The 22,938-nt window shown below is 46.5% G+C and carries 24 protein-coding genes; 13 read left to right on the top strand and 11 right to left on the bottom strand.

Annotated features, from left to right (window positions below; genetic code table 11):
- Positions 1–169 precede the first annotated feature (169 nt).
- The gene (gene yihA, locus EAE30_RS18275; RefSeq protein ID WP_123017192.1) at positions 170–817 is read right to left on the bottom strand and encodes a ribosome biogenesis GTP-binding protein YihA/YsxC; all 648 of its coding nucleotides are present in this window, start codon (positions 815–817) and stop codon (positions 170–172) included.
- 328 nt (positions 818–1,145) lie between these two features.
- Between yihA and EAE30_RS18270 the strand changes: the two genes are divergently transcribed.
- The 4 genes from EAE30_RS18270 to hemN all read left to right on the top strand — a co-directional run bounded on the left by EAE30_RS18270 (position 1,146) and on the right by hemN (position 4,371).
- The gene (locus EAE30_RS18270; RefSeq protein WP_123017191.1) at positions 1,146–1,784 is read left to right on the top strand and encodes a class I SAM-dependent methyltransferase; all 639 of its coding nucleotides are present in this window, start codon (positions 1,146–1,148) and stop codon (positions 1,782–1,784) included.
- On the top strand, positions 1,784–2,344 hold the full coding sequence (gene yihI, locus EAE30_RS18265) for a Der GTPase-activating protein YihI (RefSeq protein WP_123017190.1): 561 nt from the start codon (positions 1,784–1,786) through the stop codon (positions 2,342–2,344). Before EAE30_RS18270 ends, yihI begins: the two co-directional genes overlap by 1 nt.
- A 9-nt stretch (positions 2,345–2,353) precedes the next feature.
- Positions 2,354–2,845 carry a DUF2489 domain-containing protein gene (locus EAE30_RS18260; RefSeq protein WP_164711889.1) on the top strand — a complete coding sequence of 164 codons (492 nt, stop codon included), beginning with the start codon at positions 2,354–2,356 and terminating at the stop codon, positions 2,843–2,845.
- Positions 2,846–2,982: 137 nt separating this feature from the next.
- Complete coding sequence (gene hemN, locus EAE30_RS18255) at positions 2,983–4,371, top strand: oxygen-independent coproporphyrinogen III oxidase (protein ID WP_123017189.1); 1,389 nt, start codon at positions 2,983–2,985, stop codon at positions 4,369–4,371.
- A 52-nt stretch (positions 4,372–4,423) separates the two neighbouring features.
- On the opposite strand, the gene EAE30_RS18250 is transcribed toward hemN, so the two are convergent.
- Genes EAE30_RS18250 through hemC form a run of 4 tightly spaced genes read right to left on the bottom strand, consistent with a single transcriptional unit; the run spans position 4,424 to position 8,415 of the window.
- Entirely contained in the window at positions 4,424–5,599 is a 1,176-nt protein-coding gene (locus EAE30_RS18250; protein WP_123017188.1) for a heme biosynthesis HemY N-terminal domain-containing protein, read from the bottom strand.
- Positions 5,599–6,729, bottom strand: coding sequence for a uroporphyrinogen-III C-methyltransferase (locus EAE30_RS18245; RefSeq protein WP_123017187.1), 1,131 nt, complete (start codon positions 6,727–6,729; stop codon positions 5,599–5,601). The genes EAE30_RS18250 and EAE30_RS18245 overlap by 1 nt, the downstream gene beginning before the upstream one ends.
- Positions 6,719–7,477 carry a uroporphyrinogen-III synthase gene (locus EAE30_RS18240; protein ID WP_123017186.1) on the bottom strand — a complete coding sequence of 253 codons (759 nt, stop codon included), beginning with the start codon at positions 7,475–7,477 and terminating at the stop codon, positions 6,719–6,721. The genes EAE30_RS18245 and EAE30_RS18240 overlap by 11 nt, the downstream gene beginning before the upstream one ends.
- Positions 7,477–8,415, bottom strand: a complete 939-nt coding sequence (gene hemC / locus EAE30_RS18235; RefSeq protein WP_123017185.1) for a hydroxymethylbilane synthase — start codon at positions 8,413–8,415, stop codon at positions 7,477–7,479. The genes EAE30_RS18240 and hemC overlap by 1 nt, the downstream gene beginning before the upstream one ends.
- A 353-nt stretch (positions 8,416–8,768) precedes the next feature.
- Between hemC and EAE30_RS18230 the strand changes: the two genes are divergently transcribed.
- Positions 8,769–11,297 carry a class I adenylate cyclase gene (locus EAE30_RS18230; RefSeq protein ID WP_123017184.1) on the top strand — a complete coding sequence of 843 codons (2,529 nt, stop codon included), beginning with the start codon at positions 8,769–8,771 and terminating at the stop codon, positions 11,295–11,297.
- Between the two features lie 44 nt (positions 11,298–11,341).
- On the opposite strand, the gene cyaY is transcribed toward EAE30_RS18230, so the two are convergent.
- Entirely contained in the window at positions 11,342–11,656 is a 315-nt protein-coding gene (gene cyaY / locus EAE30_RS18225; protein ID WP_123017183.1) for an iron donor protein CyaY, read from the bottom strand.
- Positions 11,657–11,732: 76 nt separating this feature from the next.
- Between cyaY and lptM the strand changes: the two genes are divergently transcribed.
- From lptM to yigB, 6 genes are read left to right on the top strand one after another with little or no spacing between them, the layout of a single operon-like run.
- Positions 11,733–11,855, top strand: coding sequence for an LPS translocon maturation chaperone LptM (lptM, locus tag EAE30_RS18220; protein WP_123017182.1), 123 nt, complete (start codon positions 11,733–11,735; stop codon positions 11,853–11,855).
- A 30-nt stretch (positions 11,856–11,885) separates the two neighbouring features.
- On the top strand, positions 11,886–13,139 hold the full coding sequence (gene lysA / locus EAE30_RS18215) for a diaminopimelate decarboxylase (protein WP_123017181.1): 1,254 nt from the start codon (positions 11,886–11,888) through the stop codon (positions 13,137–13,139).
- Positions 13,140–13,149: 10 nt separating this feature from the next.
- Positions 13,150–13,980, top strand: a complete 831-nt coding sequence (dapF, locus tag EAE30_RS18210; RefSeq protein ID WP_123017180.1) for a diaminopimelate epimerase — start codon at positions 13,150–13,152, stop codon at positions 13,978–13,980.
- Between the two features lie 12 nt (positions 13,981–13,992).
- Entirely contained in the window at positions 13,993–14,697 is a 705-nt protein-coding gene (locus EAE30_RS18205; protein WP_123017419.1) for a DUF484 family protein, read from the top strand.
- On the top strand, positions 14,666–15,598 hold the full coding sequence (gene xerC / locus EAE30_RS18200) for a tyrosine recombinase XerC (RefSeq protein ID WP_123017179.1): 933 nt from the start codon (positions 14,666–14,668) through the stop codon (positions 15,596–15,598). The genes EAE30_RS18205 and xerC overlap by 32 nt, the downstream gene beginning before the upstream one ends.
- A 1-nt stretch (position 15,599) precedes the next feature.
- On the top strand, positions 15,600–16,325 hold the full coding sequence (gene yigB, locus EAE30_RS18195) for a 5-amino-6-(5-phospho-D-ribitylamino)uracil phosphatase YigB (protein ID WP_123017178.1): 726 nt from the start codon (positions 15,600–15,602) through the stop codon (positions 16,323–16,325).
- A 49-nt stretch (positions 16,326–16,374) separates the two neighbouring features.
- Here yigB and EAE30_RS18190 read toward each other — a convergent pair whose 3' ends face one another.
- Both EAE30_RS18190 and EAE30_RS18185 read right to left on the bottom strand, forming a co-directional pair.
- Complete coding sequence (locus tag EAE30_RS18190) at positions 16,375–16,974, bottom strand: tRNA-uridine aminocarboxypropyltransferase (RefSeq protein ID WP_123017177.1); 600 nt, start codon at positions 16,972–16,974, stop codon at positions 16,375–16,377.
- The gene (locus tag EAE30_RS18185) at positions 16,974–18,470 is read right to left on the bottom strand and encodes a hypothetical protein (RefSeq protein ID WP_123017176.1); all 1,497 of its coding nucleotides are present in this window, start codon (positions 18,468–18,470) and stop codon (positions 16,974–16,976) included. Before EAE30_RS18185 ends, EAE30_RS18190 begins: the two co-directional genes overlap by 1 nt.
- 41 nt (positions 18,471–18,511) lie before the next feature.
- Here EAE30_RS18185 and EAE30_RS18180 point away from each other — a divergent pair, with 41 nt between their 5' ends.
- The gene (locus tag EAE30_RS18180) at positions 18,512–18,964 is read left to right on the top strand and encodes an EVE domain-containing protein (RefSeq protein ID WP_123017175.1); all 453 of its coding nucleotides are present in this window, start codon (positions 18,512–18,514) and stop codon (positions 18,962–18,964) included.
- 59 nt (positions 18,965–19,023) lie between these two features.
- Here the strand turns inward: EAE30_RS18180 and EAE30_RS18175 are convergent, their stop codons facing one another.
- The 3 genes from EAE30_RS18175 to EAE30_RS18165 all read right to left on the bottom strand — a co-directional run bounded on the left by EAE30_RS18175 (position 19,024) and on the right by EAE30_RS18165 (position 21,713).
- Positions 19,024–19,854, bottom strand: coding sequence for a Cof-type HAD-IIB family hydrolase (locus EAE30_RS18175; RefSeq protein ID WP_123017174.1), 831 nt, complete (start codon positions 19,852–19,854; stop codon positions 19,024–19,026).
- 133 nt (positions 19,855–19,987) lie between these two features.
- A complete protein-coding gene (locus tag EAE30_RS18170) occupies positions 19,988–20,977 on the bottom strand; it encodes an alpha/beta fold hydrolase (protein ID WP_123017173.1) in 990 nt (329 codons plus the stop codon).
- A gap of 265 nt (positions 20,978–21,242) precedes the next feature.
- Positions 21,243–21,713 (bottom strand): Dps family protein, encoded by a 471-nt coding sequence (locus EAE30_RS18165; protein ID WP_123017172.1) that lies wholly within the window; start codon positions 21,711–21,713, stop codon positions 21,243–21,245.
- 200 nt (positions 21,714–21,913) lie between these two features.
- Between EAE30_RS18165 and EAE30_RS18160 the strand changes: the two genes are divergently transcribed.
- On the top strand, positions 21,914–22,933 hold the full coding sequence (locus EAE30_RS18160) for an acyltransferase (RefSeq protein WP_123017171.1): 1,020 nt from the start codon (positions 21,914–21,916) through the stop codon (positions 22,931–22,933).
- Positions 22,934–22,938: the final 5 nt, after the last annotated feature.

The raw sequence follows: 22,938 nt of genomic DNA, 5'->3' as shown, positions 1-22,938 counted from the left end.
GTGACGTAAAAGAGTGCACTCAAGTTTTGCGATAGAGGCAGGAAAAGCGCTTGCGACAGGGTACTTGGTGAAAGTTTCTGCACCATAAATGTACACAAGCTGGTGGGAGCATAAAAAAACCTCACGACAGTGAGGCTTTTATCATCGACGATTTTGCTAAAACATTCGCTTATTCGGGCGTATTGTCTAACTCGATGTCAGTTGGTTCTTGAGCATTCACGGCATACCATTGGTCAAGACGCTGTCTTAAAATATCGACACCTTGACCACTGGTGGAAGAGAAGGCGGCCACATGGACTTCGCCACCCATGGTTTGAACATCTTTGCGAACCATTAACTCTTGCGCTTTACGAGCGCCGCTTTTCAGCTTATCGGCTTTGGTCAGTAATACTTGTACTGGGATATGGCAGTCAATGGCCCAGCTAACTAATTGGCGATCGAGATCTTTCATTGGATGACGGATATCCATTAACACGACTAATCCTTTAAGGTTTTCGCGTTTTTGTAAGTATTCGCCTAACGATTTCTGCCACTTTTTCTTCATTTCCAGAGGAACTTGCGCGAAGCCGTATCCAGGTAAGTCGACGATGTGACACCCGTCTGCGACTTTGAAGAGGTTAATCAGCTGTGTTCGACCCGGTGTTTTACTGGTTTTCGCCAAACTTTTTTGATTGGTTAGGCGATTAAGAGAGCTTGATTTACCTGCGTTAGAGCGACCGGCAAACGCAATCTCAACACCGACATCATCAGGTAAATGGCGAATATCTGGCGCACTGGTGACGAATTGTGTGTTCTGATAATGAATTTTTGCGTTCACTCTCGTTACTCCATCTTTTACGGATTCAAGGTATGAGTCATACAGCTGACAATGTTCTGTGCTATCGACAGAACGCGTGAGTATACCATGAGTGTTTTTAATAAAAACGAATAACTCACTTTAGCGAAGTATTATTTTACTGCTCTCGACCGATGGCAAAGCATGGCGTGAGCCGCTGGCCTTGGCGCCTTAATGGCGCAAAAAACCAAGCGTGGTCGATTGGTTTTTTTGGCCAATGGAGAGGAATTTCATGGTAATTTGGTTGTAAAGTCTCCACTCTGAGGTGGATTTCTGGTATGTTGCGCATCCCATTCAAGGAGTCCATATTATGCATTTATGTCCGTTGTGTCATTGTAAGGAAACCACCGCGTATTTTACTGACAACGTGCGTGACTATTTACAGTGCTCGCGTTGTTCATTGGTGTTTGTGCACCCAGAGCAACGGTTAGACGCAAGACAAGAAAAAGCATTTTATGATTTGCATGAAAATAACCCTGAAGATATGGGCTACCGACAATTTTTATCACGAGTCTGTACGCCGCTCGTTGAGAGGTTAAGCCCTCAGTCACAGGGATTAGATTTTGGATGTGGGCCGGGTCCCACACTGTCCGTTATGTTAGAAGAAGCGGGACACAAGGTTGCGTTATACGACATCTTTTTCCATCCTGATAAAGAGTCGTTGCAGCACACGTATGATTTTATGACTGCCACCGAAGTGATTGAGCATTTACATGATCCTCATCAGGTGTGGCAGCAATGGTTGAATTTGGTTAAGCCAAATGGCTGGATTGGTCTGATGACCAAGATGGTAAAAAATGTGGAAGCATTTGCTGGATGGCACTATAAAAACGATCTGACCCATGTGGTGTTTTTTAGTCGCGAAACCTTTCAGTTTTTGGCTGAGCGGGATAAGCTCGAACTTGAATTTATTGGAAATGATGTAATTTTACTGAGGAAGGCCCAGTAATGAGTCGCTCAAAAAAATCCAGAAAACCTGGAGTGAATAGCAGTGCGGAACTGATCGTTACTCGTAACCGTAGTGAAGCCGATCAAGAAGGACGCCTGCGCAAAAGATTGAAAAAGCGCAAAGGTTTGAAAACCGGTCAGCGCCATTCTGTTGCTCAAGAAGAGCAGATGAAAAAAGGGGCGCAGAAGCGTGATTCGCGTCTTGGTAGCAAGAAAAAAATCCCGTTGATTGTGGAAACGCCTAAAAAGCAGAGTAAACAAGAGCGCCGTGTGTCAGCAGCACAAGAGCTTGAGATGCTGGAAAATGATGCGCAGTTAGCGGTACTGATGACGCGTTTAGAAAACGGTGAGAAGTTAGGTGTTGGCTTACAAAAGTATGTTGATGACAAACTGGACCGCATTGAAATTTTAATGGACCAGCTCGGTCTGTTTGATGAAGACGACGAAGTGGACGAGACGCCACAAGTACCAGAAACGTCGTCGAAAAAAGCGTCTAAACCTAAGTCTGACGACGATTTATTGAGTCAATTTCAAGATATCGACGTCGACAGTTACAAATAAGGTAGGACTATGAATATTACCCTGTTCGCAGTGATTGGTGGTGTGATTATATTGGGGCTGGCGGCCTATGCGGGATATCTTTTATTCCAACTTAAGCGGCAAAAAGAGCGTCAGGCACATCACCGCACCATTGCGCTAGAAAAACGCAATGCTAATATCTTTGAAAGCGTGAATGTCCTATGTATGACGGGCATTCAAGGACAATGTGATTTGTCTGAGATCAGCATTCGAGTCTACTGCATTATGGACTATTTACAGGGTGACGAGCGAGTGGAAAACTTTGATGCAGAGTACCCTGCGATCGCTGAACTGTATCATGTCGTAAAAGATATGGAACGTGGTGAGGCTCGCCAAGAGCTTCCTAAACGTGAGCGAATGCAGCAAAACCTCACTCGCATGAAAGCCGAGTCTCGCTTGAATGATGCGATTGTCGAAGAGCTGAAGGCGTTAAAAGCGCGCATTGCTCCTCTAAATAATCAAATCTCGATTCAAATGGTCTAACTCCTATGGTGCGTTTGGGTTAGTGATCGAGCTAACAAAACCGAACATTTCGCCACCTTTTGTTCAAATTGCCACACGTCAATCTCTTGTCGTGTGGCAAACTATTCATTCTGTGTTTCATAGTGGAAATTGCCTTCATGTCATCGTCATTTGTACCGAGTCAGCAAGTGGTTTGGGATCAGGATATTCTCAATAAATACAATTATTCGGGTCCACGCTATACCTCATATCCTACCGCCTTAGAGTTCCATGAAGCCTTTACCAGTGCTGAGCTCGATATGGCATGCACGGATTATCCGCATCGACCGCTTTCTTTGTATATTCACATCCCGTTCTGTCACAAGCTGTGTTACTACTGTGGTTGTAACAAGATCGTCACTCGCCATGCAGAAAAAGCCGATGATTACCTTGATGTGTTGGAGCAAGAGGTTCGTCAACGTGCGGCCTTGCTGCAAAATCGCACCGTGACGCAACTGCATTTTGGTGGCGGTACCCCGACCTTTTTGACGAAAGAGCAAATTTCTCGTGTGATGTCAGTGGTTCACGAAGAGTTTCACTTTTCCGCTGATGCGGAAGTCAGTATTGAGATCGACCCTCGTGAAATTGAGCTCGATATTCTCGATCATTTGCGCGCGGAAGGGTTTAATCGCATTAGTATTGGCGTGCAGGACTTTAATAAAGATGTGCAGGTCACCATTAACCGTGAGCAAGATGAAGCGTTTATTGTGGCCATGGTCGAACGAGCGGCTCAGTTAGGCTTTCGCTCGACCAATCTAGATTTGGTTTATGGATTGCCGTTGCAAACCGCTGATAGTTTCATGAAGACATTAAAGCGCGTGGTTGATATACATCCTGGACGATTGTCGGTCTTTAACTATGCGCATATGCCGCGTTTATTTCCTGCCCAGCGTAAAATCCATGAAGAGGATTTACCCGGTGCCGATGAAAAAATGAAGATTCTACAAACGACCATCGAGTATTTGACGCAAGCTGGCTATCAATTTATCGGTATGGATCATTTTGCGCTGCCCGATGATGAGCTCGCGGTAGCACAGCGTGAAGGGCGTCTGCATCGTAATTTCCAAGGATACACCACCCAAGGGGAGTGCGATTTAGTCGGCTTTGGTGTGTCGGCGATTTCCATGATCGGCAATACCTATTCACAAAATCAGAAAGAGTTGAAGAAGTACTATCATCAAATGGATCAATTACGTCATGCCTTATGGAAAGGGGTGTCACTTGATAAGGATGACTTAATACGTCGCGAAGTGATTAAATTATTGATGTGTAACTTCACATTAGATAAGCACGCGATTGAGTCGGAATTTGGTATTACGTTTAATCAATATTTCCAACAAGATCTCGAGCTATTACAAACGTTTGTTGATGATGGGTTGGTTGTGGTCGATGAGCGTTACTTGCAGGTGACTCCGAAAGGGCGCTTGTTAATTCGTAATATTTGTATGTGCTTTGATAGTTATTTGCGCAAGCAAGCTCGGCAACAACAGTTTTCTCGCGTGATTTAGAATAAAAAAAACCAGCTAGATAAGCTGGTTTTTTTTATGGATGTTTTGGGGCTTAAGGCAGTAGCGAAAGCGCTTTGCGACTGACATCTTGAGCGGCTTGCTTTTTATTTTGTTGTGATAACACGTCCGATAAGCGCGAGTAATCACTGATACTGGTTCGTATCGACAGTGCTTTTTCTAAGTGATGCTGAGCTTCAGCCCAATGTTGCTGGTATTCATACACCTTCGCCAGGGCGCTGTGCGCTTCGGCGTTGTTGTCGTTTTTCTCTAGAATACGGATAAGCATGTTTTTCGCATCACGACGCTGCGCTTCTGGCACATCAGCCATCAATCGATAGAGCTCCGCCGATGGGGCTTTTTTCATGACACGAATCATAAAGGGTAATGCTTCTTTGCCTTCACTGACACTGAGTAAGTGTTGCGCGACGGCCGCCGCGATCACTGGGTTTTTCTGATCGTGACGTTTAAGGGCTTCCCAATGCTCAATGAGATCATGACTGTTATTGCGTTTTGCAATGTTATCTAAGGCACCGAGATGCGCCATTTGCAATAACTCGGTTTCTTCTGTCTCAGTCAGATGATTAAAACGGATGAGCCGAGGCAGTATTTCTATCAGCGGCTGCCACATATGCAGAGCGATGTAACAACGTTTGAGTAAATTGAGCAATATCGGGTTGTTTGGTGCATCCGGTTGTAGGCTCTGCAACGTCTTTAAGCCGAGTCTTATTTCGCCATCGTTGACTTGCTGTTTCGCGCGGGTCAATTCTACCGCGAGCCGTGCATGGTCTTGTTCGCTGGCAAGAGCCAAGTAGTGGTCACGTTTTTTGGTATTGCCTAGGTTATCCGCGGCTTCTGAGGCCATCAGATAGCACAGTAATGGGTTATCGTGATGTTTTGCCCAGCGGCTGACTTTTTTCTCTGCCTGTTTAAAGTCGCCTTCGATTAATTTAATGATCCCTTCATTGGTCAGACGTCGCGAACGACGAATTTTACGAATGGTGAACCAGTTAAACGTTCTAAAGGTGGTTGTGAGAATTTTTTTCAGGATAAACTCACAAGCGAAAACGGCTAAAAAGAGCCCGACCACGATAATGACTAAGGTCGTCACGCTCATTTCAATGGTTTTACTGGCAATAGAGATCAGCACATAGCCTTGTTGCCCAGAATATTCTGAGCCCACAAATAGCCCGACGCCGAGAATAATAAATAGCAAAATCGCTCGTATCATTATTTATCCTCCGCGGTTAATGAGGATACTTGGCGACGCAGACGTTCATGGATGAGCGCCGCAAGTTTTTCTTGCGACTCTAATTTTACCGGGTACTCCACTTTAACCTTTTTAGTGGCCAAGTTCGTCAAGGTACTGCGAAAGCTTTGCACCGTATTATCGCTGTCACTAAAGAAACGACCCGCCCAGTCACTGGCCGTATTTAACGTGTCAGAATAGATAGCTTGCTGGTGGTTATACACCGCACGGATGGCGGTTTCAATTTTGGCCTTCATGTTCTCTCTGAGATAAAAATCTTGCTTAGGAGAGAGCAGGGGAACCGCATTGCCGTCGCGAGTCCGGAAAGTAATAAAGTGACCGGCGAAGTCTTTGAGTGAGGTCCAAAGGTTGCTCTGCCAATCGTTAATATTGGTGGAGACGGTCTCTTTTTTTGTCGCTTTATCTTTTGGAATGATGGCATTCGCAAGAGGTAAGGAATCGACCTTATGTTCAAGGCTGCTAAGACGTAATACCAATCCATCTTGATCGATGAGAGGGATGGCTTTCAGTGTGGTAATGTCATTGGCAAGGGCTTGTCTTAATGCTGTTAAGCTTGGGTCATTGAGTGCCGCAATACGCTCGTCAGCACTTTCCATCAACGCTACGGCGCTGCTTGGGTCATGCTCGAGATACAGTTTACGCCCTGCCAGTTTGACAAAGTAATCGGCTTCAGCCAGTAGCCAGTCATTGGTACGTCGGCCTTTTAATTTGGCAATCGCCATTTGCAAGCTGTCCAAGCTTTCATGTTGCTGTTTTAACGCGGTATTGAGAGTATCTTGTAGGCTTTTGGCTTGCTGATCAAAGTGCTGCTGTGCGTTGTCTAAGCGAGTCTCGAGTTGTTGTTGATTCTGCTGCAAAGACGTTTGTAACTGAGCGATTTGCTGTTGGTACTGCTGGCTTTGATGGTAGCTGTAGGCGCCAACCCCTCCGCCGACAACGAGCGAGATGACAATGGCGATCACGCCTAAACGAGAGCCTTTGTGATTGGTCGGTTGAGCAGAACGTGGTTGAGCCGCGTTCGACTTAGGTGGTTGGGTATCCGCTTGGTTTGAGTCTGTCGCGGTTGTTGAAGAATGTTGGTTACTTGTCATTGCTAAAGTCCTGTTGGTTAGGGCTGAGTGCGGCCACTAAATCTGCGTTATGTGCACTGCCGCTGACAATAATCTGTGTAAATCCGAGCATTTCGGCATAATGAGCAATGCGGTCACTGGGCACAATTAAGGTTTGCTGTGTCGGCCAGTTTGTCGGGCTATCTTTAAAAAAGTCCATGAAAATCATGAGCTGTTGCTTACTAGTAATGATAATGGTGTTGATGCCCATCGCTTGCCATTGTGCCAGACATTGCTGAATGGGGGTCGGTCGAGCGATGCGTTGATACATCTCTTTGTAACTGACTTTCGCTCCCTGAGCGACCAGCGTGTCATAAATCACATCTCGACCGCCATTACCGCGCAAAATGGTAATCTGTTTGCCTGTGAGGTCGCTCATCTCAGGAAGCGCGACTAAGTGTTCGCTATCACTTTTCTGTGGAAAGTGTACTGGTTGTCCGCACGCTTTGCTTAAACATTGTGCGGTTTTTTGACCGACGGCAAAATATCGACAGTCTTGAGGCCATGAGGCCTGTTGTTCTATCAGGGCGTCACTGGCAAAACTCACCGCGTATTGGCTAACGGCAATAATTATGTCACTCGCTGCGAGAGCCTCACTCAAGTCTGCCCGTTCACGGCCCGGTAGAATATCAATCAGCGGGTAATGATGGGCTTCAATCCCACATTCAGTGAGCAGCTGGCAGAGTTCTTCACCAGAGGCTAATGGACGTGTGACTAAAACCCGTTTCATTATTCGTGCTCTTGATACAGTTTGGTGAGAATGTCGCCTGCGCCTTCGGCTAATAACTGTTCAGCCAACTGCTTACCTAGCTGCTCCGCCTCAGAGCGATGGCCTGTAATTTCACCGCGAATAATGAGTGAACCGTCTGGTTCTCCAACCAATGCACGTAGCCACAACGTGTCCTCTTGTAATTGTGAGTAGCTGCCGATAGGTACTTGGCAACCACCTTGCAAGGTATTATTCATCGCCCGCTCACACAAGACGCGATCGGCTGTGTCAGGGTGATTGAGGGGCGCTAATAAGTCACGCAGATAGGTATCATCCAAGCGACATTCAATTCCGACAGCGCCTTGACCGACCGCGGGTAACGATTGCTCTGGCGTGATATAGCTGCGGATGCGTGATTCTAACTCAAGCCGTTTTAGTCCGGCGGCGGCTAAAATGATGGCGTCATATTGGCCATCGTCCAGTTTGCCTAAGCGAGTGCCGACGTTACCACGCAGTTCTTTGATGATAATGTCTGGGCGCGACGCTTTTAATTGACATTGGCGACGTAGGCTGCAAGTTCCGACGACGGCTCCGTGGGGGAGGGAGTCAATATCAGGGTAGGTATTGGAGACGAACGCATCGCGAGGATCGGCGCGTTCACATATGGTCACTAACCCTAAGCCGTCGGGGAAATCCACAGGAACGTCTTTCATTGAGTGGACAGCCAAGTCGGCGCGTCCTTCCAGCATTGCGGTTTCTAACTCTTTCACAAATAAGCCTTTACCACCTACTTTCGCCAGCGGGCTATCCAAGATAACGTCACCACGTGTCACCATCGTGAGCAGTTCGACTTCTAATCCAGGATGAGCGGCTTCTAACGCATTTTTGACGTAGTGTGCTTGCCATAATGCAAGAGGGCTTTTGCGTGTCGCAATACGAATCTGACGTGTTTGGTTCATGACTTATCCAGCAAAAAAATTGAAATATGGTCTAATCCTATCATTTCCCACGATAGAATCTCACTATTGATTGTTTATGCAGGCGTTACTAAATCGCAATTTCTTGCTATAAACAAAATAGTGTGACTTGTATCTCGTTAAGATTATGCACTATGCTTATCACACTATCATGGAATGTCATGTAATACAGAGATCAAAAATTCGACATGAATGCACTACGACTTTGGTATAACTTTGTGCACCATAGCTTTACCATAATTGATTAAAGTGTTAAATTGATCACGTTTTATTGGTGTGTTTGTTCACTCTGTGAGCAACGCAAGCCTATTGGATGCAGCAGTCAGGATATTAACTTGCGTTCTTATATTGTCACTTTGATTAAACGAGCAGATAAACTTAATCAGCAGCGTACGAAGCGTGCACTGGGTCTGATGAGTATGCAGGGCCAGCGTGTCTTCCACGCGATACCTGTGTTATTGCACTATAATCATGCGCAATTACCTGGCTATATTGATGATCATGTGCCTTATGGGATTCACTGTTTCCAATTGAATGATATCCAATCCCAATTTGTTGATGATTTACATTTAACCGCTACACAACCTCTCTCTGAACCGTCTTCCCCACACATTTTGGCCATGTATACCATGGGCAGCACTTCCTCTATTGGGCAAAGTACTTCCAGTGATCTCGATATCTGGGTGTGTGTCGAACATACGATGCCCTGTGAGCAAAGACAAAGCCTATTAAATAAGTGCTCCATGATCACTGAATGGGCCAAAAGCTTAGGAGTGGAAGCCAACTTTTTCATTATGGATGAAGAGCGATTTAGACATAATCGCTCCGAGGCCATGACAGGGGAAAACTGCGGGTCATCACAGCACTTGTTATTATTGGATGAGTTTTATCGCTCTGCCGTGTGTTTGGCCGGTAAGCGTTTGTTATGGCAAATCGTCCCCCCAGAGATGGAAGAGTGCTATGACGAGTATGTTCATGAGTTAGTGACCCAACATTTTATTAATCTCGATGAGTGGATTGATTTTGGGCAGTTGAATGGCATTCCTGCGGCCGAATATTTTGGCGCCAACTTATGGCAACTGTATAAAAGTATCGATTCCCCTTATAAGTCGGTATTGAAAGCGATTTTACTGGAAGCGTATTCTTGGGAATATCCGCACACCCAATTATTGAGTGTGGATACGAAGCGCCGTTTTTTTACCGATGAGCCGGATCTCTACGGGATGGACGCGTATTATTTGATGCTGGAAAAAGTGACGCGTTATTTAACACGCATCGGTGATGAGAGCCGATTAGAGTTAGTGCGTCGTTGTTTTTATCTCAAAACCCATGAAAAGCTCTCTCGTGAGCCAGGACATGGCTCTGTGGCATGGCGACGCAAAGCCCTTGAAGAACTGACCGCTGATTGGCAGTGGTCACTGCCATTGATTGAACACCTCGATGCTCGCCGCCATTGGAAAGTTGAAGAAGTCAAAGTGATGCACAATGCGCTATTGGACGCCTTGATGCAAAGTTACCGCAACCTGATCCACTTTGCTCGTCGTAATGATATTACTTCAGCGATCAGTCCTCAGGACATTTCTATTCTTGCACGTAAGCTCTATGGTGCGTTTGAAGTACTGCCGGGCAAAGTCACTCTGCTTAATCCACAAATTTCCCCTGATTTACATGAATCCGATTTGTCATTTGTTGAAGTTGCCAAAGGGGGAGTGAACTCCGCTGGTTGGTATCTGTATAAGCGACCATTGGTTCCTTGCCGCATGGTCGGCCAGAAGCCTCTCGATCATAATGAATACTTAAGTAAACTGGTTGCATGGGCTTTCTTTAATGGCCTGATTACTGAGTCGACCCGGTTACATTCAATGGTGCAAGCTGGCAACTTAGACATTGATAAGTTGTACCAAATGGTAAGCGATTTACGTAATACCTTTTCCCTGCATAAACGTCGTCCCACCATGTCAGCATTGGCGAGTCCTTGTGAGATCAGCCAGTTGGCGATGTTTATCAACTTTGAAAAAGATCCAACCTCTGCGCTACGCGGCAAGGCATTGAAAGTGGATCTTAAAAACATTGATATTTTAAGCTTCGGTACTGAGCACATCAGCTTAATTGGTAGTGTTGATTTGGTGTATCGCAACTCTTGGCAAGAAGTGCGTACTTTGCATTTTGAAGGTGAGAAAGCGATGATCGATGCGTTAAAAACCGTCTTAGGTAAAATGCATCAAGACGCCTTGCCACCGGAATCTGTCGACGTATTTTGTTATAGCAAGAACTTCCGTGGTGTGATGCGCAATATGGTCTATCAACTGTTAGCCGAATGCATTGACATGCGTTTACGCCCAATGGAAAAAGAAAAACGGCGGCGTTTTAAAGCATTGCGTATTGGTCACCAAATGTATGGATTGTTTTTCGAGCGTCGCGGAGTCTCGGTACAAAAGCTTGAAAACTCGGTCGACTTCTATCGGAGTATTTCTAGCAATAAAGTCAGTGGTACGCCACTGCTGATGTTAGACAAAGATGACGATTATGAATTACCGACGGTGGTCGATGGTTTTGCCAGTGAAGGGTTAGTCCAGTTTTTCTTTGAAGATAAATGCGAAGGGTTCAATATCTACGTGTTAGATGAAGTGAATCGAGTCGAAGTGTATCACCAGTATAGTGGCGAGAAAGATGAAATGATCGCGGCTGTGAATGGTTTCTATACCTCGGTTCGTGATGAAAACAACATTGCGGCCAAATTTATTAACTTTAATCTCCCTCAGTATTATCAAATTGTGCGGCCTGAGGAAGGCGGCGATTACGTGGTGCCGTATCGTAATGATGCCATTCCTTATACCCGTCCCAATAAAGCCGTGAGCGTTTAAAGAAGGGTAAAGAAAAGAGCATGCCAAGGCATGCTCTTTTGCGTTCAGTCCCAGTCGATCGTCTCATTCGCATGTTTTTCGCATTCGGCTTTGACCATGCTGGTAAATTCCCCACCGGTTTTCGTACAAATCCACTGTTCGTTTTCATAGCGGAAATGATAGCCACCAGAGCGTGAAGCAAGCCACAACTCTTTCATGGGCTCTTGACGGTTAATAATCACTTGGCTGCGGTCTTCAAACTCAAGCGTCATCACATTACCAGACGTCTCATAGTCGATATCGGCACCCGAGTTATCGATCATTTCTTCAATGACTTGAAGCTGAACATCAGCGAGCTGATGAAATTCTGTATCATTCATCTCGGTCTATCCTATTGCTTTTCTTGACTGTGGTGCGATTATAGGGGGCATTGAATAAATAATCACGAAAAGCAAAATGAAAAAATCGATCACAGCGTTATTTTTACTCTCGGTCATGACTCTCACAGGGTGCGGTCAAACTGGACCACTTTATATGCCTGACGACTCACAATCACAACAGAGTACAGAAAGTCAGTAAATTCAACTATATGAGATAAAGGATACGAACTTGGATTACTTCAATTATCAGGACGATGGTCAACTCTGGGCGGAAGACATTCCCCTTAGCCAATTAGCTGAGTTATACGGCACACCTTTGTACGTCTATTCGCGTGCGACGTTAGAGCGTCATTGGCATGCCTTTGATAAATCCGTTGGCGATCATCCGCACTTAGTGTGCTACGCCGTGAAAGCCAACTCTAACATTGGTGTACTGAACGTATTGGCTCGCCTTGGTTCAGGGTTCGATATTGTGTCGGGCGGTGAATTAGAGCGTGTGATTGCCGCGGGTGGGGAACCATCAAAAATCGTATTTTCTGGTGTGGGTAAAACCGCGGCAGAGATGAAACGTGCCCTCGAATTAAAGATTAAATGCTTTAACGTCGAATCTGAGCCTGAGCTGGAGCGTTTGAATAAAGTGGCCGCAGAGCTGGGCGTGAAAGCGCCAATTTCTCTGCGCATTAATCCAGACGTCGATGCCCAGACACATCCTTATATCTCAACTGGATTGCGTGATAATAAATTCGGTATCGCCTTCGAGCGAGCCCCTGAAGTGTATAAGCTGGCGCAGAGCATGGAGCACCTCGAGATCACGGGGATCGATTGTCATATCGGCTCACAGCTAACCGCGATAGAGCCGTTCATTGATGCGACTGACCGCTTGCTAACGCTGATCGACGATTTGATGGAGCAGGGCGTGCAGATTCATCATTTAGATGTCGGTGGTGGCTTGGGAGTGGTGTATCGAGATGAATTACCTCCAGAACCGTCAGAGTATGCCAAAGCCTTGCTATCGCGCCTTTCTGAGCGTCCAGATCTGGAGCTGATTTTTGAGCCAGGTCGAGCGATTGCCGCCAATGCTGGGGTGTTACTCACCCAAGTTGAATTTCTAAAGCATACCGAACATAAGAATTTTGCCATTATCGATGCGGCAATGAATGATCTCATCCGCCCTGTGCTCTATGAAGCTTGGCAAGATATTATTCCGGTATTACCACGGCAAGGAGAGGCGAGAGCTTACGATTTGGTCGGGCCGATTTGCGAAACGGGTGACTTTCTTGGCAAAGACCGGTCGTTGGTACTCCAAGCCGGAGATCTGCTTGCGGTCCGCTCGGCTGGTGCGTATGGTTTCGTCATGGCTTCGAATTACAACACACGCACACGTGCTGCTGAAGTCATTGTCGATGGTGATACGTCACACTTGGTTCGCCAGCGTGAAGAATTAAGCAGTTTGTGGGCACTAGAAAGTGTCTTGCCGGAGTAGATAACGCATTATGCATTTTCATTTTTCTAAAATGCACGGATTGGGTAACGATTTCATGGTTGTGGATTGTGTTACCCAAAACGTCTTTTTTTCACCGGATTTGACGCGCCGTTTAGCGAATCGTCATACGGGGGTCGGGTTCGATCAGTTATTGATTGTGGAGGCGCCTTACGATCCAGAAACGGATTTCCATTACCGCATATTCAATGCCGATGGCAGCGAAGTGGAACAGTGTGGGAACGGGGCGCGATGCTTTGCGCGCTTTGTCCGTATGAAGGGACTCACCAATAAATACCACATCAATGTCAGTACTAAAAAAGGTAAAATGGTGCTGAATGTTGAGAATGACGACCAAATCACCGTGAATATGGGCGTGCCAGTGTTTGAGCCAGCGAAAGTTCCTTTTCGTGCGAAACAAGCTGAGAAGACCTACATCATGCGGGTGGCCGAGCAAACATTGTTCTGCGGTGTGGTGAGTATGGGCAATCCCCATGTGGTGACGATCGTCGATGATGTGGACACGGCAGCGGTTGAGCAACTTGGGCCGGAACTAGAGTCTCATGAACGTTTTCCTGAGCGGGTCAATGCGGGGTTCATGCAAATCGTTAATCGCAACGAAATTCGCTTACGTGTGTATGAGCGTGGCGCCGGAGAAACACAAGCCTGTGGTAGTGGTGCTTGCGCTGCGGTGGCGGTTGGGATTGCTCAAGGCGTATTAGATGAAAGCGTCACGGTTCATTTACCCGGAGGAGACTTAATGATTCGTTGGCAAGGCGAAGGAAAACCTCTGTTTATGACGGGTCCTGCCGTACATGTCTATGATGGTCAACTATCTTGTTAATGAGGAATGGTTTTGTCACAACCGCAAGCTGATGCACTGACTGCACAAATCGTTGAAGAGTATTTGCTCGAACACCCAGACTTTTTCCAACATCGTCCTGCTTTGGTGGAGCGGCTGGCATTGCCACATCAGGAGATGGGGGCGGTGTCACTGGTTCATGTGCAATTGGCACGTCAAAGGCAACGCATTGAAGAGCTAGAAGAAGAAATCACGGCTTTCATGTCGTTGGCGGCGACCAATGATAAAACATTTCATGAGTTTATGGAGTTAGAGTCCACCTTGCTGCATTGTTCAACAATGGAACAGGCGGTGGCCGCTCTTGAAGACAAAGCACAAGTCTTAGGATTAACCGCCTACCTGAGGTTATCTGCGGCCCCTTGTCGGCAGTATCAATATGATAAAGACGCTTGGCAACGCTTTTCGACCAACTACTTAAATGGGCAGGATGCCTATTTGGGACGTTTACGCCAAGCCGAGCGTCATCAGCTATTCGGGGATAATGCTCATTTACCTGAGCTAGGTTCCTATGTTGTGTTACCCTTAGGAAAAGGCCGCGCATTAGGCTTTCTTGCCTTTTCGAGTGAAGATGGCGGCCATTTTCAGCCAAATATGGATACGTTATTTTTACGTCATCTCGCTTTGGTACTCGCCCATTTAATAGATACTTTACCTTGGCAAACCATCGATGAAAGCAGACGCAGTCACTCCTCTACCTAGAGCATTACAGCAGCCCTTAACACGTTTTTATGAGTATTTACGCAGTGAAAAAGGGCTGAGTGTTTATACTCAGCGTAATTATAAGCAACAGTTGGAAACGATGGCGCATCATCTCCATGAACTCGGTGTCAAAGAGTGGGGGGAGGTGGATGCCGGGTGGGTGCGGCAACTGGCCAGTAAAGGCATGCGTGCAGGCATGAAATCGAGCAGTTTAGCAACGCGTTTATCATCGCTGCGCAGCTTCTTTGATTTTCTCATTCTACGGGGTGACATGAGTGCCAACCCTGCAAGAGGTGTGTCTGCCCCCAGGAAGCAGCGCCCGTTACCCAAAAACTTAGATGTGGATGAAGTTGCCCAATTACTGGAAGTGAATGAAGACGACCCGCTGTCGATCCGTGATCGCGCGATCATGGAACTGATGTATGGCGCTGGATTACGTTTAGCGGAGTTGGTGTCTATCAATGTGCGTGATGTACATTTTCGTTCGGAAGAGATCCGCGTCATTGGTAAAGGGGACAAAGAACGGAAAGTGCCCTTTTCTGGTCAATCGAGCGAATGGGTCGCGAAGTGGATGACGCTGCGTTCCCAGTTTGCACAGCCCAATGAGCCTGCATTGTTTGTTTCCAAATTAGGCACTCGAATTTCCCACCGCAACGTACAAAAGCGTATGGCTGAGTGGGGGCAAAAACAGTCGGTTTCCAGTCATATTAGTCCACACAAACTACGTCACTCATTTGCCACACACATGCTTGAATCGAGTAACAATCTGCGTGCTGTGCAGGAATTACTTGGGCACGAAAATATTTCCACGACACAAATCTATACCCATTTGGATTTTCAACATCTCGCGCAAGCGTATGATCAAGCCCATCCACGAGCTCATAAGAAAACGAAGGATTAGTATGTTTTATCGTAATATGCCCGCTATCCACGCCATGACGTTTGATTTAGACGATACGCTCTATGATAACTGGCCGGTGATTCAGCATCTGGATACGGAAATCACCCGTTGGATGCATGAGCAGCACCCAGTGACAGCGAGTCAATCGCCAGATTGGTGGGCTCAGGTAAAACAGCAAGTGGTCAGTGAACACCCCATGTTGCAACACGATGTGTCGCAATGGCGATTGCAGCAAATCGCGCGCGGTTTAGCGCTGTTGGGGTATGAGCCAGAGCAGGCGCTCAGTGACGCTCAAGTTGCGATGGAACACGTTCATTACCTGCGTAACTTAGTGACGGTACCAGAAGAAACCCATCGCGTACTCGGCCAGTTGGCGCAGCATATTCCGCTGGTGGCGATTACAAATGGCAATGTTGACGCCGAAAAAATTGGTTTAATGCCGTACTTTTCCGCGGTTTTTCGTGCAGGGCCGGATGGTCGGGCCAAACCTTATGGCGATCTCTTTGAAAAAGCCGCGGCGCTGCTCCCTTGTGAGCGTCAGCATATTCTGCATGTCGGTGATCATCCGGTGACGGATGTCTTAGGGGCGAAGCAGCACGGATTTCAGGCCTGTTGGTTTAATGATCGCTTTGCGAATGCCAAAGACTGTCGTCGTTTAACCGTATTGCCTGATATGGAAATACAAACATTGGCGCCATTGCTCACTTTGATCGAAGAGTCAAACTGATATCCGTGTGCATGCAAAACTCTCAGGTGCCTTGCGTGCTCGATAAGGTTTACCGCGGTAAGGCATGGCCACTTTTATCGGCGTGATACACCGCCATAAACTCGGTTAAAAAATCCGTTAATTGGCCTGCAATTGCGGGTTCTCCCATCTCTGTCAGTAATACGCTCGCGACTTCGAGTGTGCATAAGTGACCGGCTTGTTGATTTCGTCTTAATTGATATTGTGAACGCATTCCTTGGGTTGGCAAGGTAATGAATGGCAGTTCGCGGAGCCATGGACTTTTGCGAATCATTTTCTGCGCTTCCTGCCATGTTGCATCAATAATAATAAAATGAAGCGCTTGAGCCTGTCCGGTGGTATGGATCAATTCGGACAATGCCATACTGTCTGGGGTTGGATACACCACCACAGACCGTGTACTGGGATCGCGTATGTGTTGCAACAATTGCGGATCGACACTTTTTCTGTGCCACGTATAAGCGTCACAGCGCGGTAACGCTTCAACCAACCAACGCCCCGTATTGGTGGCGCGATGACGTTCGTTCTCGTGCATCAGCAGAGTTAAGCGCAGTGGACTCTCATCACTGTAGGGGACACGCGAACACAGACACTGGTGTCGTAATTGGCATTTGGGACACGGCGTCGACATTACAACTGTATCCCTTGCTGTCTTGGGGATTCTCCGCCCGCAAACAACAGAGTGGCTTTGTGTGGGGGGGAGGTTTCCTTATCCAAACGTGTGTAGTGCCCATTATTGAATGACCATGTGTATGATTGACCGGAGTGCCGCTGAGTCATGATCAGATCTTTCCAACCTGAGGTCGACGTATGGTCGAGGTAGATAGGAAGACGGGTTTTTATCTGACTATTAAACACCCATTGCCCCTGCACGTTTTTAAAGACCAACAATGAACCGTCTTTATGAGGCTGCCAATCCATATACACCAAGAGTTCGGCTTGCTCATCACCATTGAGGTCATACGTGAGCCAGCGATAATGGTGGTTATCACTGCTCAGTTGGTGCTCCGCAAAATAGCGGCGCAGTGCTTGGTCGACGTTCTCGTCATAGTCAGAAGATCCAATCAGAGAGGTCGGTTTTTTCTCGCGATTAGGCTCTTCTAACCCTACTGAGTCGTGGTAATCCTTGTATAAGATCAAGCCGCCATTGGCGATGGGATATACCGTGTGTCCCACTTTCTCTTGTTTGGCGGTAAAGGTTTCATGTTTGGCATTGAAGATACGTTGTGTGACCAAGTATTGTTGATCATGACGGGTCATGACGACTTGGACTTGATGATGCCCCAGTGATTGCCAGTAGCCGGTTTCAACCACATCAGGCTGATCGCCTTCATAACTGTAACGTGTTACGGCGGTGTGATCGCGGCTTAATTGCATGCTGACCGTAAACCCTTGATTGGTTTTAGAAGCCGCATAATACACGCCAGCCCATTGCAGTGTGCTATCAGTATTGCCCAGTATGGCACAGCCAGAATAGGTTTGGTTTTTATGGTTGAGCGTCGCTCGCCAGCCATACAACGCGTGTGATGATGCTGGATGACAATAGTGGGCGCTGAGAGTTAATGAGCCATCATCGAATTGATATTCTCGGCGTTGCTCTGACAGTTCTCCCTGTTCAAGCGGCAATTGAGAGGAGGAACCTTGCGCTGGAGTCAATGCCAGACCGTCTTGGTTAAACATCGCGGACCATGGTTTGGGCGTCTCGCCGAAGGCTCGTGTCGGGAGTGGATACCCCTGACACTGATATTGTGGTTTGCCGCTGAGCACATTGACATGCGTGACGATGAAGCGCCCCGCATAATCGCCATTATCACCGCTCTGACTCGGGGGTTCGATATAGCCTGTCAGTTCGCCATAGTGTGCATCATAGGATGACTGACTCACGGAGGTAGCTTGTGTCATGAGCGATTTTGGTAAAGAAAGTTGAAACTGTTGTTGGCTATCGCACGGGGTTATCGTCTGTGAGTTTGGGCCGATAACCACACTGCCTCGCATGATAAACGATTGAGGTTTGATCGACTCAGGATGATTTAAATCAGCCAGTGTCGTGGGGGGTGATGATGTCGAGGAGCAAGCCGCTAAAGCGAGGCTACTCAATACAATGACTGGGTTTTGTAATGTCTTCATGGTATATCTTCCTCGTTACAACACGAATCATGGACACCATTATGGCATATTGGCTATTTAAAACAGAACCGGATACCTTCTCTATTGACACTCTGCGGACACAAAAAGTCGCGTGCTGGGAAGGAGTTCGCAATTATCAAGCGCGAAACATGTTGCGTGATGACGTGAAGGTCGGTGATGAGGTTTTGATTTATCACTCTTCCTGCAAACAGGTCGGCATTGCTGGGGTCGCGAAAGTGGTTAAGGCCGCGTATCCTGACTATTTTGCTTGGGATCTTTCCAGTGATTATTATGACCATCGCTCGTCACCAGAGAACCCTAGATGGTTTATGGTCGATGTTGAATTTTGTCGAACGTTGACGCGCCTGATTCCTTTATCAGAACTGAAAGCTCATCCAGCGTTGCAGGCAATGCCATTGGTCAAACGAGGAAATCGGTTATCCATCATGCCTGTCATGCCAGACGAATGGCGAACGATTCTTGAGATGGAGTAACGGATTGGGCCTGAGAGTGACCCAGTAAGAGCTTGAATCGCACTCTTACTGGATCCCTATTAGGTTAGGAGGTGCTCATTCAGGTAATGGGCGACCGCATCATCTGCATGACTACCAATGCGTTCGATAGCGGGAATCGCAGCGAGAACTTGCGGGTGAGCGGTGCCCATGAGCAAGCCTTTGCCTGCCATCGTCAACATTTCGACATCATTCATTCCATCACCAAAGGCGATGCAATCTTGTAGGCCCAGCCCCAGTGATTCAGAGACGATTTTAATGGCGTTTCCTTTTGAGACATTCGGCCCCATGACTTCAAGGCACCAAGGGGAAGAGAATGACACGGTTAATTGCTCACCAAACTCATCGTTAAGGCGTTGTTCGAAGCGACGTAGGTGCTCGTGATTTTGGGTGACATCCGTAAAGAACACTTTGGCCACGTTATCTGTCGGTGCCGCGTGTGAGTCGAATGATTGAAATGAAAATCCAGACTCATTATGAAAGTTCGCCAGTGCCTCTTTGTCCTGATTGATGTGCCAAGTGTCATCGCGGTAAATATGCACATAGATATTCGGCTCATCTTTTAGCCTATCAACAATTGGCTGAACCAAATGCTCAGGAATATTTTGACGGCTCATTAAGGTATTATCCGGCGTGTGTACGCGTGCGCCATTTGCGGTGATCATGTAGGCGGGAATCCCCACTGTCTCACGAATGCCCGCGACGTCAACATGATGTCGGCCTGTCGCAAAAATAAAAATGTACCCACGGTCATGCAGCGTTTTCAATGTACGCTTTGTGGTTTCACTGATTTTATGATCGGGGGCGAGTAATGTGCCATCTAGATCAGAGGCGACAATGTGATAAGGCAAAGACGATGGTTCGGCGGTCATAAACCCTCTTAATAGTAAGTGTCATGTGAACAGAGTGAGAAATGGTGGCATTCAGTGTACTGCAAAATGACCCAGAAAAAGAGGGTAAAGCAGGGAGGAAATGATTTCCTCCATTGCTGTGCACTCAGGTCACTTATTGGATAGCGGAGAAATGCTGCAAAATTTGCGTAATGGTTGGGTTACGATATTCGTCTGCTTCAAATAAAAGCTCATGATAGGCGTTGGGGATCATCGCTAATTGAGCGTTTTGATTGGTTTTAGACAGCTTTTTAATAAACCGTTGCTGAGCCTTATTATCCACAATTGCATCTTGCTCGGCCTGTATCAAAAGGGTCGGAATGGTAATTTGCCGAGTGAGCTGAATGCACTGTTTCGCCGCCATCAATCCTTGCCAAACCCAGCGGGTGCTAGCGCCGCCTAATTGTAACTCTGGCTCTTGTTCATAGAGATCGCGAAACCATTGGTAGCGAATTTCGCTATGTGATAACGGGTTGTCTAAAAACGGTTTGCTGGTGTAGTCATTATGTCCCGGTGCATATCTCGGTTGCGGAGAGAAAGACGTCAATAGATACGTTAATGGAATGGCAATCGCTTTGAGCTGCCATGGGATGTTGACGCCAAACATTGGGGCGGTGAGCGCCACAGCATCGAAGGGGTGCTGTGGGTGCATTTGTAAATAGCGAGTCGCGACGGCCCCACCCATTGAGTGTCCCAACAAGAAGCATTGTTCATATTTTTCAAGATTGAAGGTCGCGATCAAGGCATTTAAATCGCTCACATAGTCATTAAACTCACCGACGTAGCCCATCTGAATGTTGTCAATTAACCGTTGCGAGCGACCTTGTCCTCGGTGATCAAACGAATAAATATCATACCCTTGTTGAAACAGATCGAAGAAAAGCTCTTGATACTTCCATGCGGATTCAATACGACCATTCACCAAGACAATCGCTTTGTTGTGATCGGGGGAAGTCAGTTGACACCAATAAATACGTGTTTTGTCGAAAGAGCGGTAGGTGCCTTCTTCACGTTGTGACCATAACTGAGCGATCTCTTTTGTCATTCGCTCTGAAAATTCATTTTCTTGAGTTAAGCCGTATGGGTTGTCTGCTCGTATTGTCATAACGAATGAGTGTTACCTTATCGAGATTACTAGTGAAAAGCGTTGTTAGCTCACTATAGTATCCGATTTTTTGCGAGGCTGCTGCTCAGGGGTCGATTTTTTGCGCAAATGTAGTGGGGTATTTTCTCTTTGGTGTCACTAAACCAAGCATTGTGAGAGGGACGCAGGCGATGATTAAGAATGGATGGCGTAACCTATTCAATCCTTCATTGCGATGCTAAAAATACCCATCCCCCTGTTACAGGGGATGGATATGGGGGGAGGATTATTGCAGCCAAGCGTTTAGCATCCAAATTAATTTTTCTTGCTCACGAATGTAATCACTCATTTGCGCAGCCGTACCTTCGTCACCGGTTTCTGAGGCTAACGCCAACACATTACGCTGTTGGGAAATCAGTGTGCTAAATCCGTCCACTAATCCGCGCATTGTGCTGTGTCCATCTGTGGCATTGGTATGCTCTTGGATGTCACTTTCCGCTAAGTAGCTGGTAAAGCTGTGAAGAGGTTGCTCACCTAAGGTTAGGATACGTTCAGCAACTTCATCTAATTTTGTTTGTAAATCCGTATAGATCTCTTCAAATTTTGCATGCAATTCAAAGAATTCTTTACCTTTAATATTCCAATGGTACCCGCGGGTATTCATGTAAAAAACGTGATAGTTCGCGAGTAATTTATTTAAGGAACCAGCAAGCTGTTGGCTTTGTTCTGTATTGAGACCGATTAAATTCGTTGTCATATCCTCACCTCTATTTGACGTTCATCAACGTTTTGTTGCTAGTAATACTAGCTAGATAAGCGTAGAAATAGAAATTGAGATTATGTATTAATCTAATAGGTCATTCCTATCGTGTGATAGTTGACTGACCATTGACTGCTGCTTCACAACTCATCGACAGATCGACCTATAGTAGAGGGAATAACAAACTAGGAGGTAGTATGGAAGAAAAAAAGCGTGTCGAGTTTTTTGATGTATTACGATGTGTCGCCGCAATAGCCGTTATAGCCATTCATACATTGGCACCCTATCGTGATCTTTATGGCGTGATTCCCGATAGTGAGTGGTTAACCGCTGTGACATTAAATGGCGTAACACGTTGGGCTGTGCCTGTTTTCATTTTAATTTCTGGTGCGCTGTTAATGAGTGACACACGCCCGTTTAACGCTGAATATTATATTAAGCGTCGTCTGGGGAAAGTGGTGTTGCCATTTTTGGCATGGTCAGTGTTCTATATTTTCTTGTCTGGATTGAACGCACAAGGGTTTAATAGTGACGTCGCCGCAAAAACGGCGGAAAATAGTTGGCATCACGGGACTTATTATCATCTTGGTTTCTTCTACTACTTTATTCCTCTTTATTTTGTTATTCCATTATTTCAGTGGGTGAAGCGCCATGCGAGTGATGGTATCTGGGTTGCCTATGTGGGAATTTGGTTGATCACGACAACGTTATATTTATCTCATATTAATGGTGTGTGGAGCTCTCAATACTGGCTGTATACTGGATATTTACCCTTGGGGTATTTACTGTATAAACGTTTACCAATCACGTCGTTTACCGTCATGATTGCCGTGATTTTAGGTCTCACCTCATTATATTTCACCGTTCACTCGGTGGTGGAATTGAGTGTAATGAAAGGGCAGTACTCGGTGGGCCGATGGTTGTCTTACAAAACCATCAATGTGGTACTGGCGGCAAGTATGATTTTTATCTTGGGTCGTGCTATCACACCTCATATACCGGAAAGCGTGATGAAAGGTATCCGCGTAATGAGTAAATACAGCCTAGGCATTTATTTGCTTCATCCGATCTTTTTATGGCCAATGAAAGCATTTGGCTGGCATCAAGGCCACCCAGGTTGGGTCATTCCGCTATGGATGCTGATTAGTGGCGCCGGCGCATTAACGTTAAGTTGGTTGCTTTCTCGTCACAAAGCCACGCAATGGCTGGTGCCTTAACGGCG

This window comes from Vibrio zhugei (genome assembly GCF_003716875.1).
GTDB classification, from domain to species: Bacteria; Pseudomonadota; Gammaproteobacteria; order Enterobacterales; family Vibrionaceae; genus Vibrio; species Vibrio zhugei.
The sequence above is the reverse complement of the archived record's forward strand: the minus strand, read 5'-3'. Positions and strand labels throughout refer to the sequence as shown.

Excerpts from the sequence above, each read along its gene's own strand:
- EAE30_RS18270 (WP_123017191.1), top strand. The coding sequence starts at position 1,146 with ATGCATTTATGTCCGTTGTGTCATTGTAAGGAAACCACCGCGTATTTT.
- yihI (WP_123017190.1), top strand. The coding sequence starts at position 1,784 with ATGAGTCGCTCAAAAAAATCCAGAAAACCTGGAGTGAATAGCAGTGCG.
- EAE30_RS18260 (WP_164711889.1), top strand. The coding sequence starts at position 2,354 with ATGAATATTACCCTGTTCGCAGTGATTGGTGGTGTGATTATATTGGGG.
- hemN (WP_123017189.1), top strand. The coding sequence starts at position 2,983 with ATGTCATCGTCATTTGTACCGAGTCAGCAAGTGGTTTGGGATCAGGAT.
- EAE30_RS18250 (WP_123017188.1), bottom strand. The coding sequence starts at position 5,599 with ATGATACGAGCGATTTTGCTATTTATTATTCTCGGCGTCGGGCTATTT.
- EAE30_RS18245 (WP_123017187.1), bottom strand. The coding sequence starts at position 6,729 with ATGACAAGTAACCAACATTCTTCAACAACCGCGACAGACTCAAACCAA.
- EAE30_RS18240 (WP_123017186.1), bottom strand. The coding sequence starts at position 7,477 with ATGAAACGGGTTTTAGTCACACGTCCATTAGCCTCTGGTGAAGAACTC.
- hemC (WP_123017185.1), bottom strand. The coding sequence starts at position 8,415 with ATGAACCAAACACGTCAGATTCGTATTGCGACACGCAAAAGCCCTCTT.
- cyaY (WP_123017183.1), bottom strand. The coding sequence starts at position 11,656 with ATGAATGATACAGAATTTCATCAGCTCGCTGATGTTCAGCTTCAAGTC.
- lptM (WP_123017182.1), top strand. The coding sequence starts at position 11,733 with ATGAAAAAATCGATCACAGCGTTATTTTTACTCTCGGTCATGACTCTC.
- dapF (WP_123017180.1), top strand. The coding sequence starts at position 13,150 with ATGCATTTTCATTTTTCTAAAATGCACGGATTGGGTAACGATTTCATG.
- xerC (WP_123017179.1), top strand. The coding sequence starts at position 14,666 with ATGAAAGCAGACGCAGTCACTCCTCTACCTAGAGCATTACAGCAGCCC.
- yigB (WP_123017178.1), top strand. The coding sequence starts at position 15,600 with ATGTTTTATCGTAATATGCCCGCTATCCACGCCATGACGTTTGATTTA.
- EAE30_RS18190 (WP_123017177.1), bottom strand. The coding sequence starts at position 16,974 with ATGTCGACGCCGTGTCCCAAATGCCAATTACGACACCAGTGTCTGTGT.
- EAE30_RS18185 (WP_123017176.1), bottom strand. The coding sequence starts at position 18,470 with ATGAAGACATTACAAAACCCAGTCATTGTATTGAGTAGCCTCGCTTTA.
- EAE30_RS18180 (WP_123017175.1), top strand. The coding sequence starts at position 18,512 with ATGGCATATTGGCTATTTAAAACAGAACCGGATACCTTCTCTATTGAC.
- EAE30_RS18175 (WP_123017174.1), bottom strand. The coding sequence starts at position 19,854 with ATGACCGCCGAACCATCGTCTTTGCCTTATCACATTGTCGCCTCTGAT.
- EAE30_RS18170 (WP_123017173.1), bottom strand. The coding sequence starts at position 20,977 with ATGACAATACGAGCAGACAACCCATACGGCTTAACTCAAGAAAATGAA.
- EAE30_RS18165 (WP_123017172.1), bottom strand. The coding sequence starts at position 21,713 with ATGACAACGAATTTAATCGGTCTCAATACAGAACAAAGCCAACAGCTT.
- EAE30_RS18160 (WP_123017171.1), top strand. The coding sequence starts at position 21,914 with ATGGAAGAAAAAAAGCGTGTCGAGTTTTTTGATGTATTACGATGTGTC.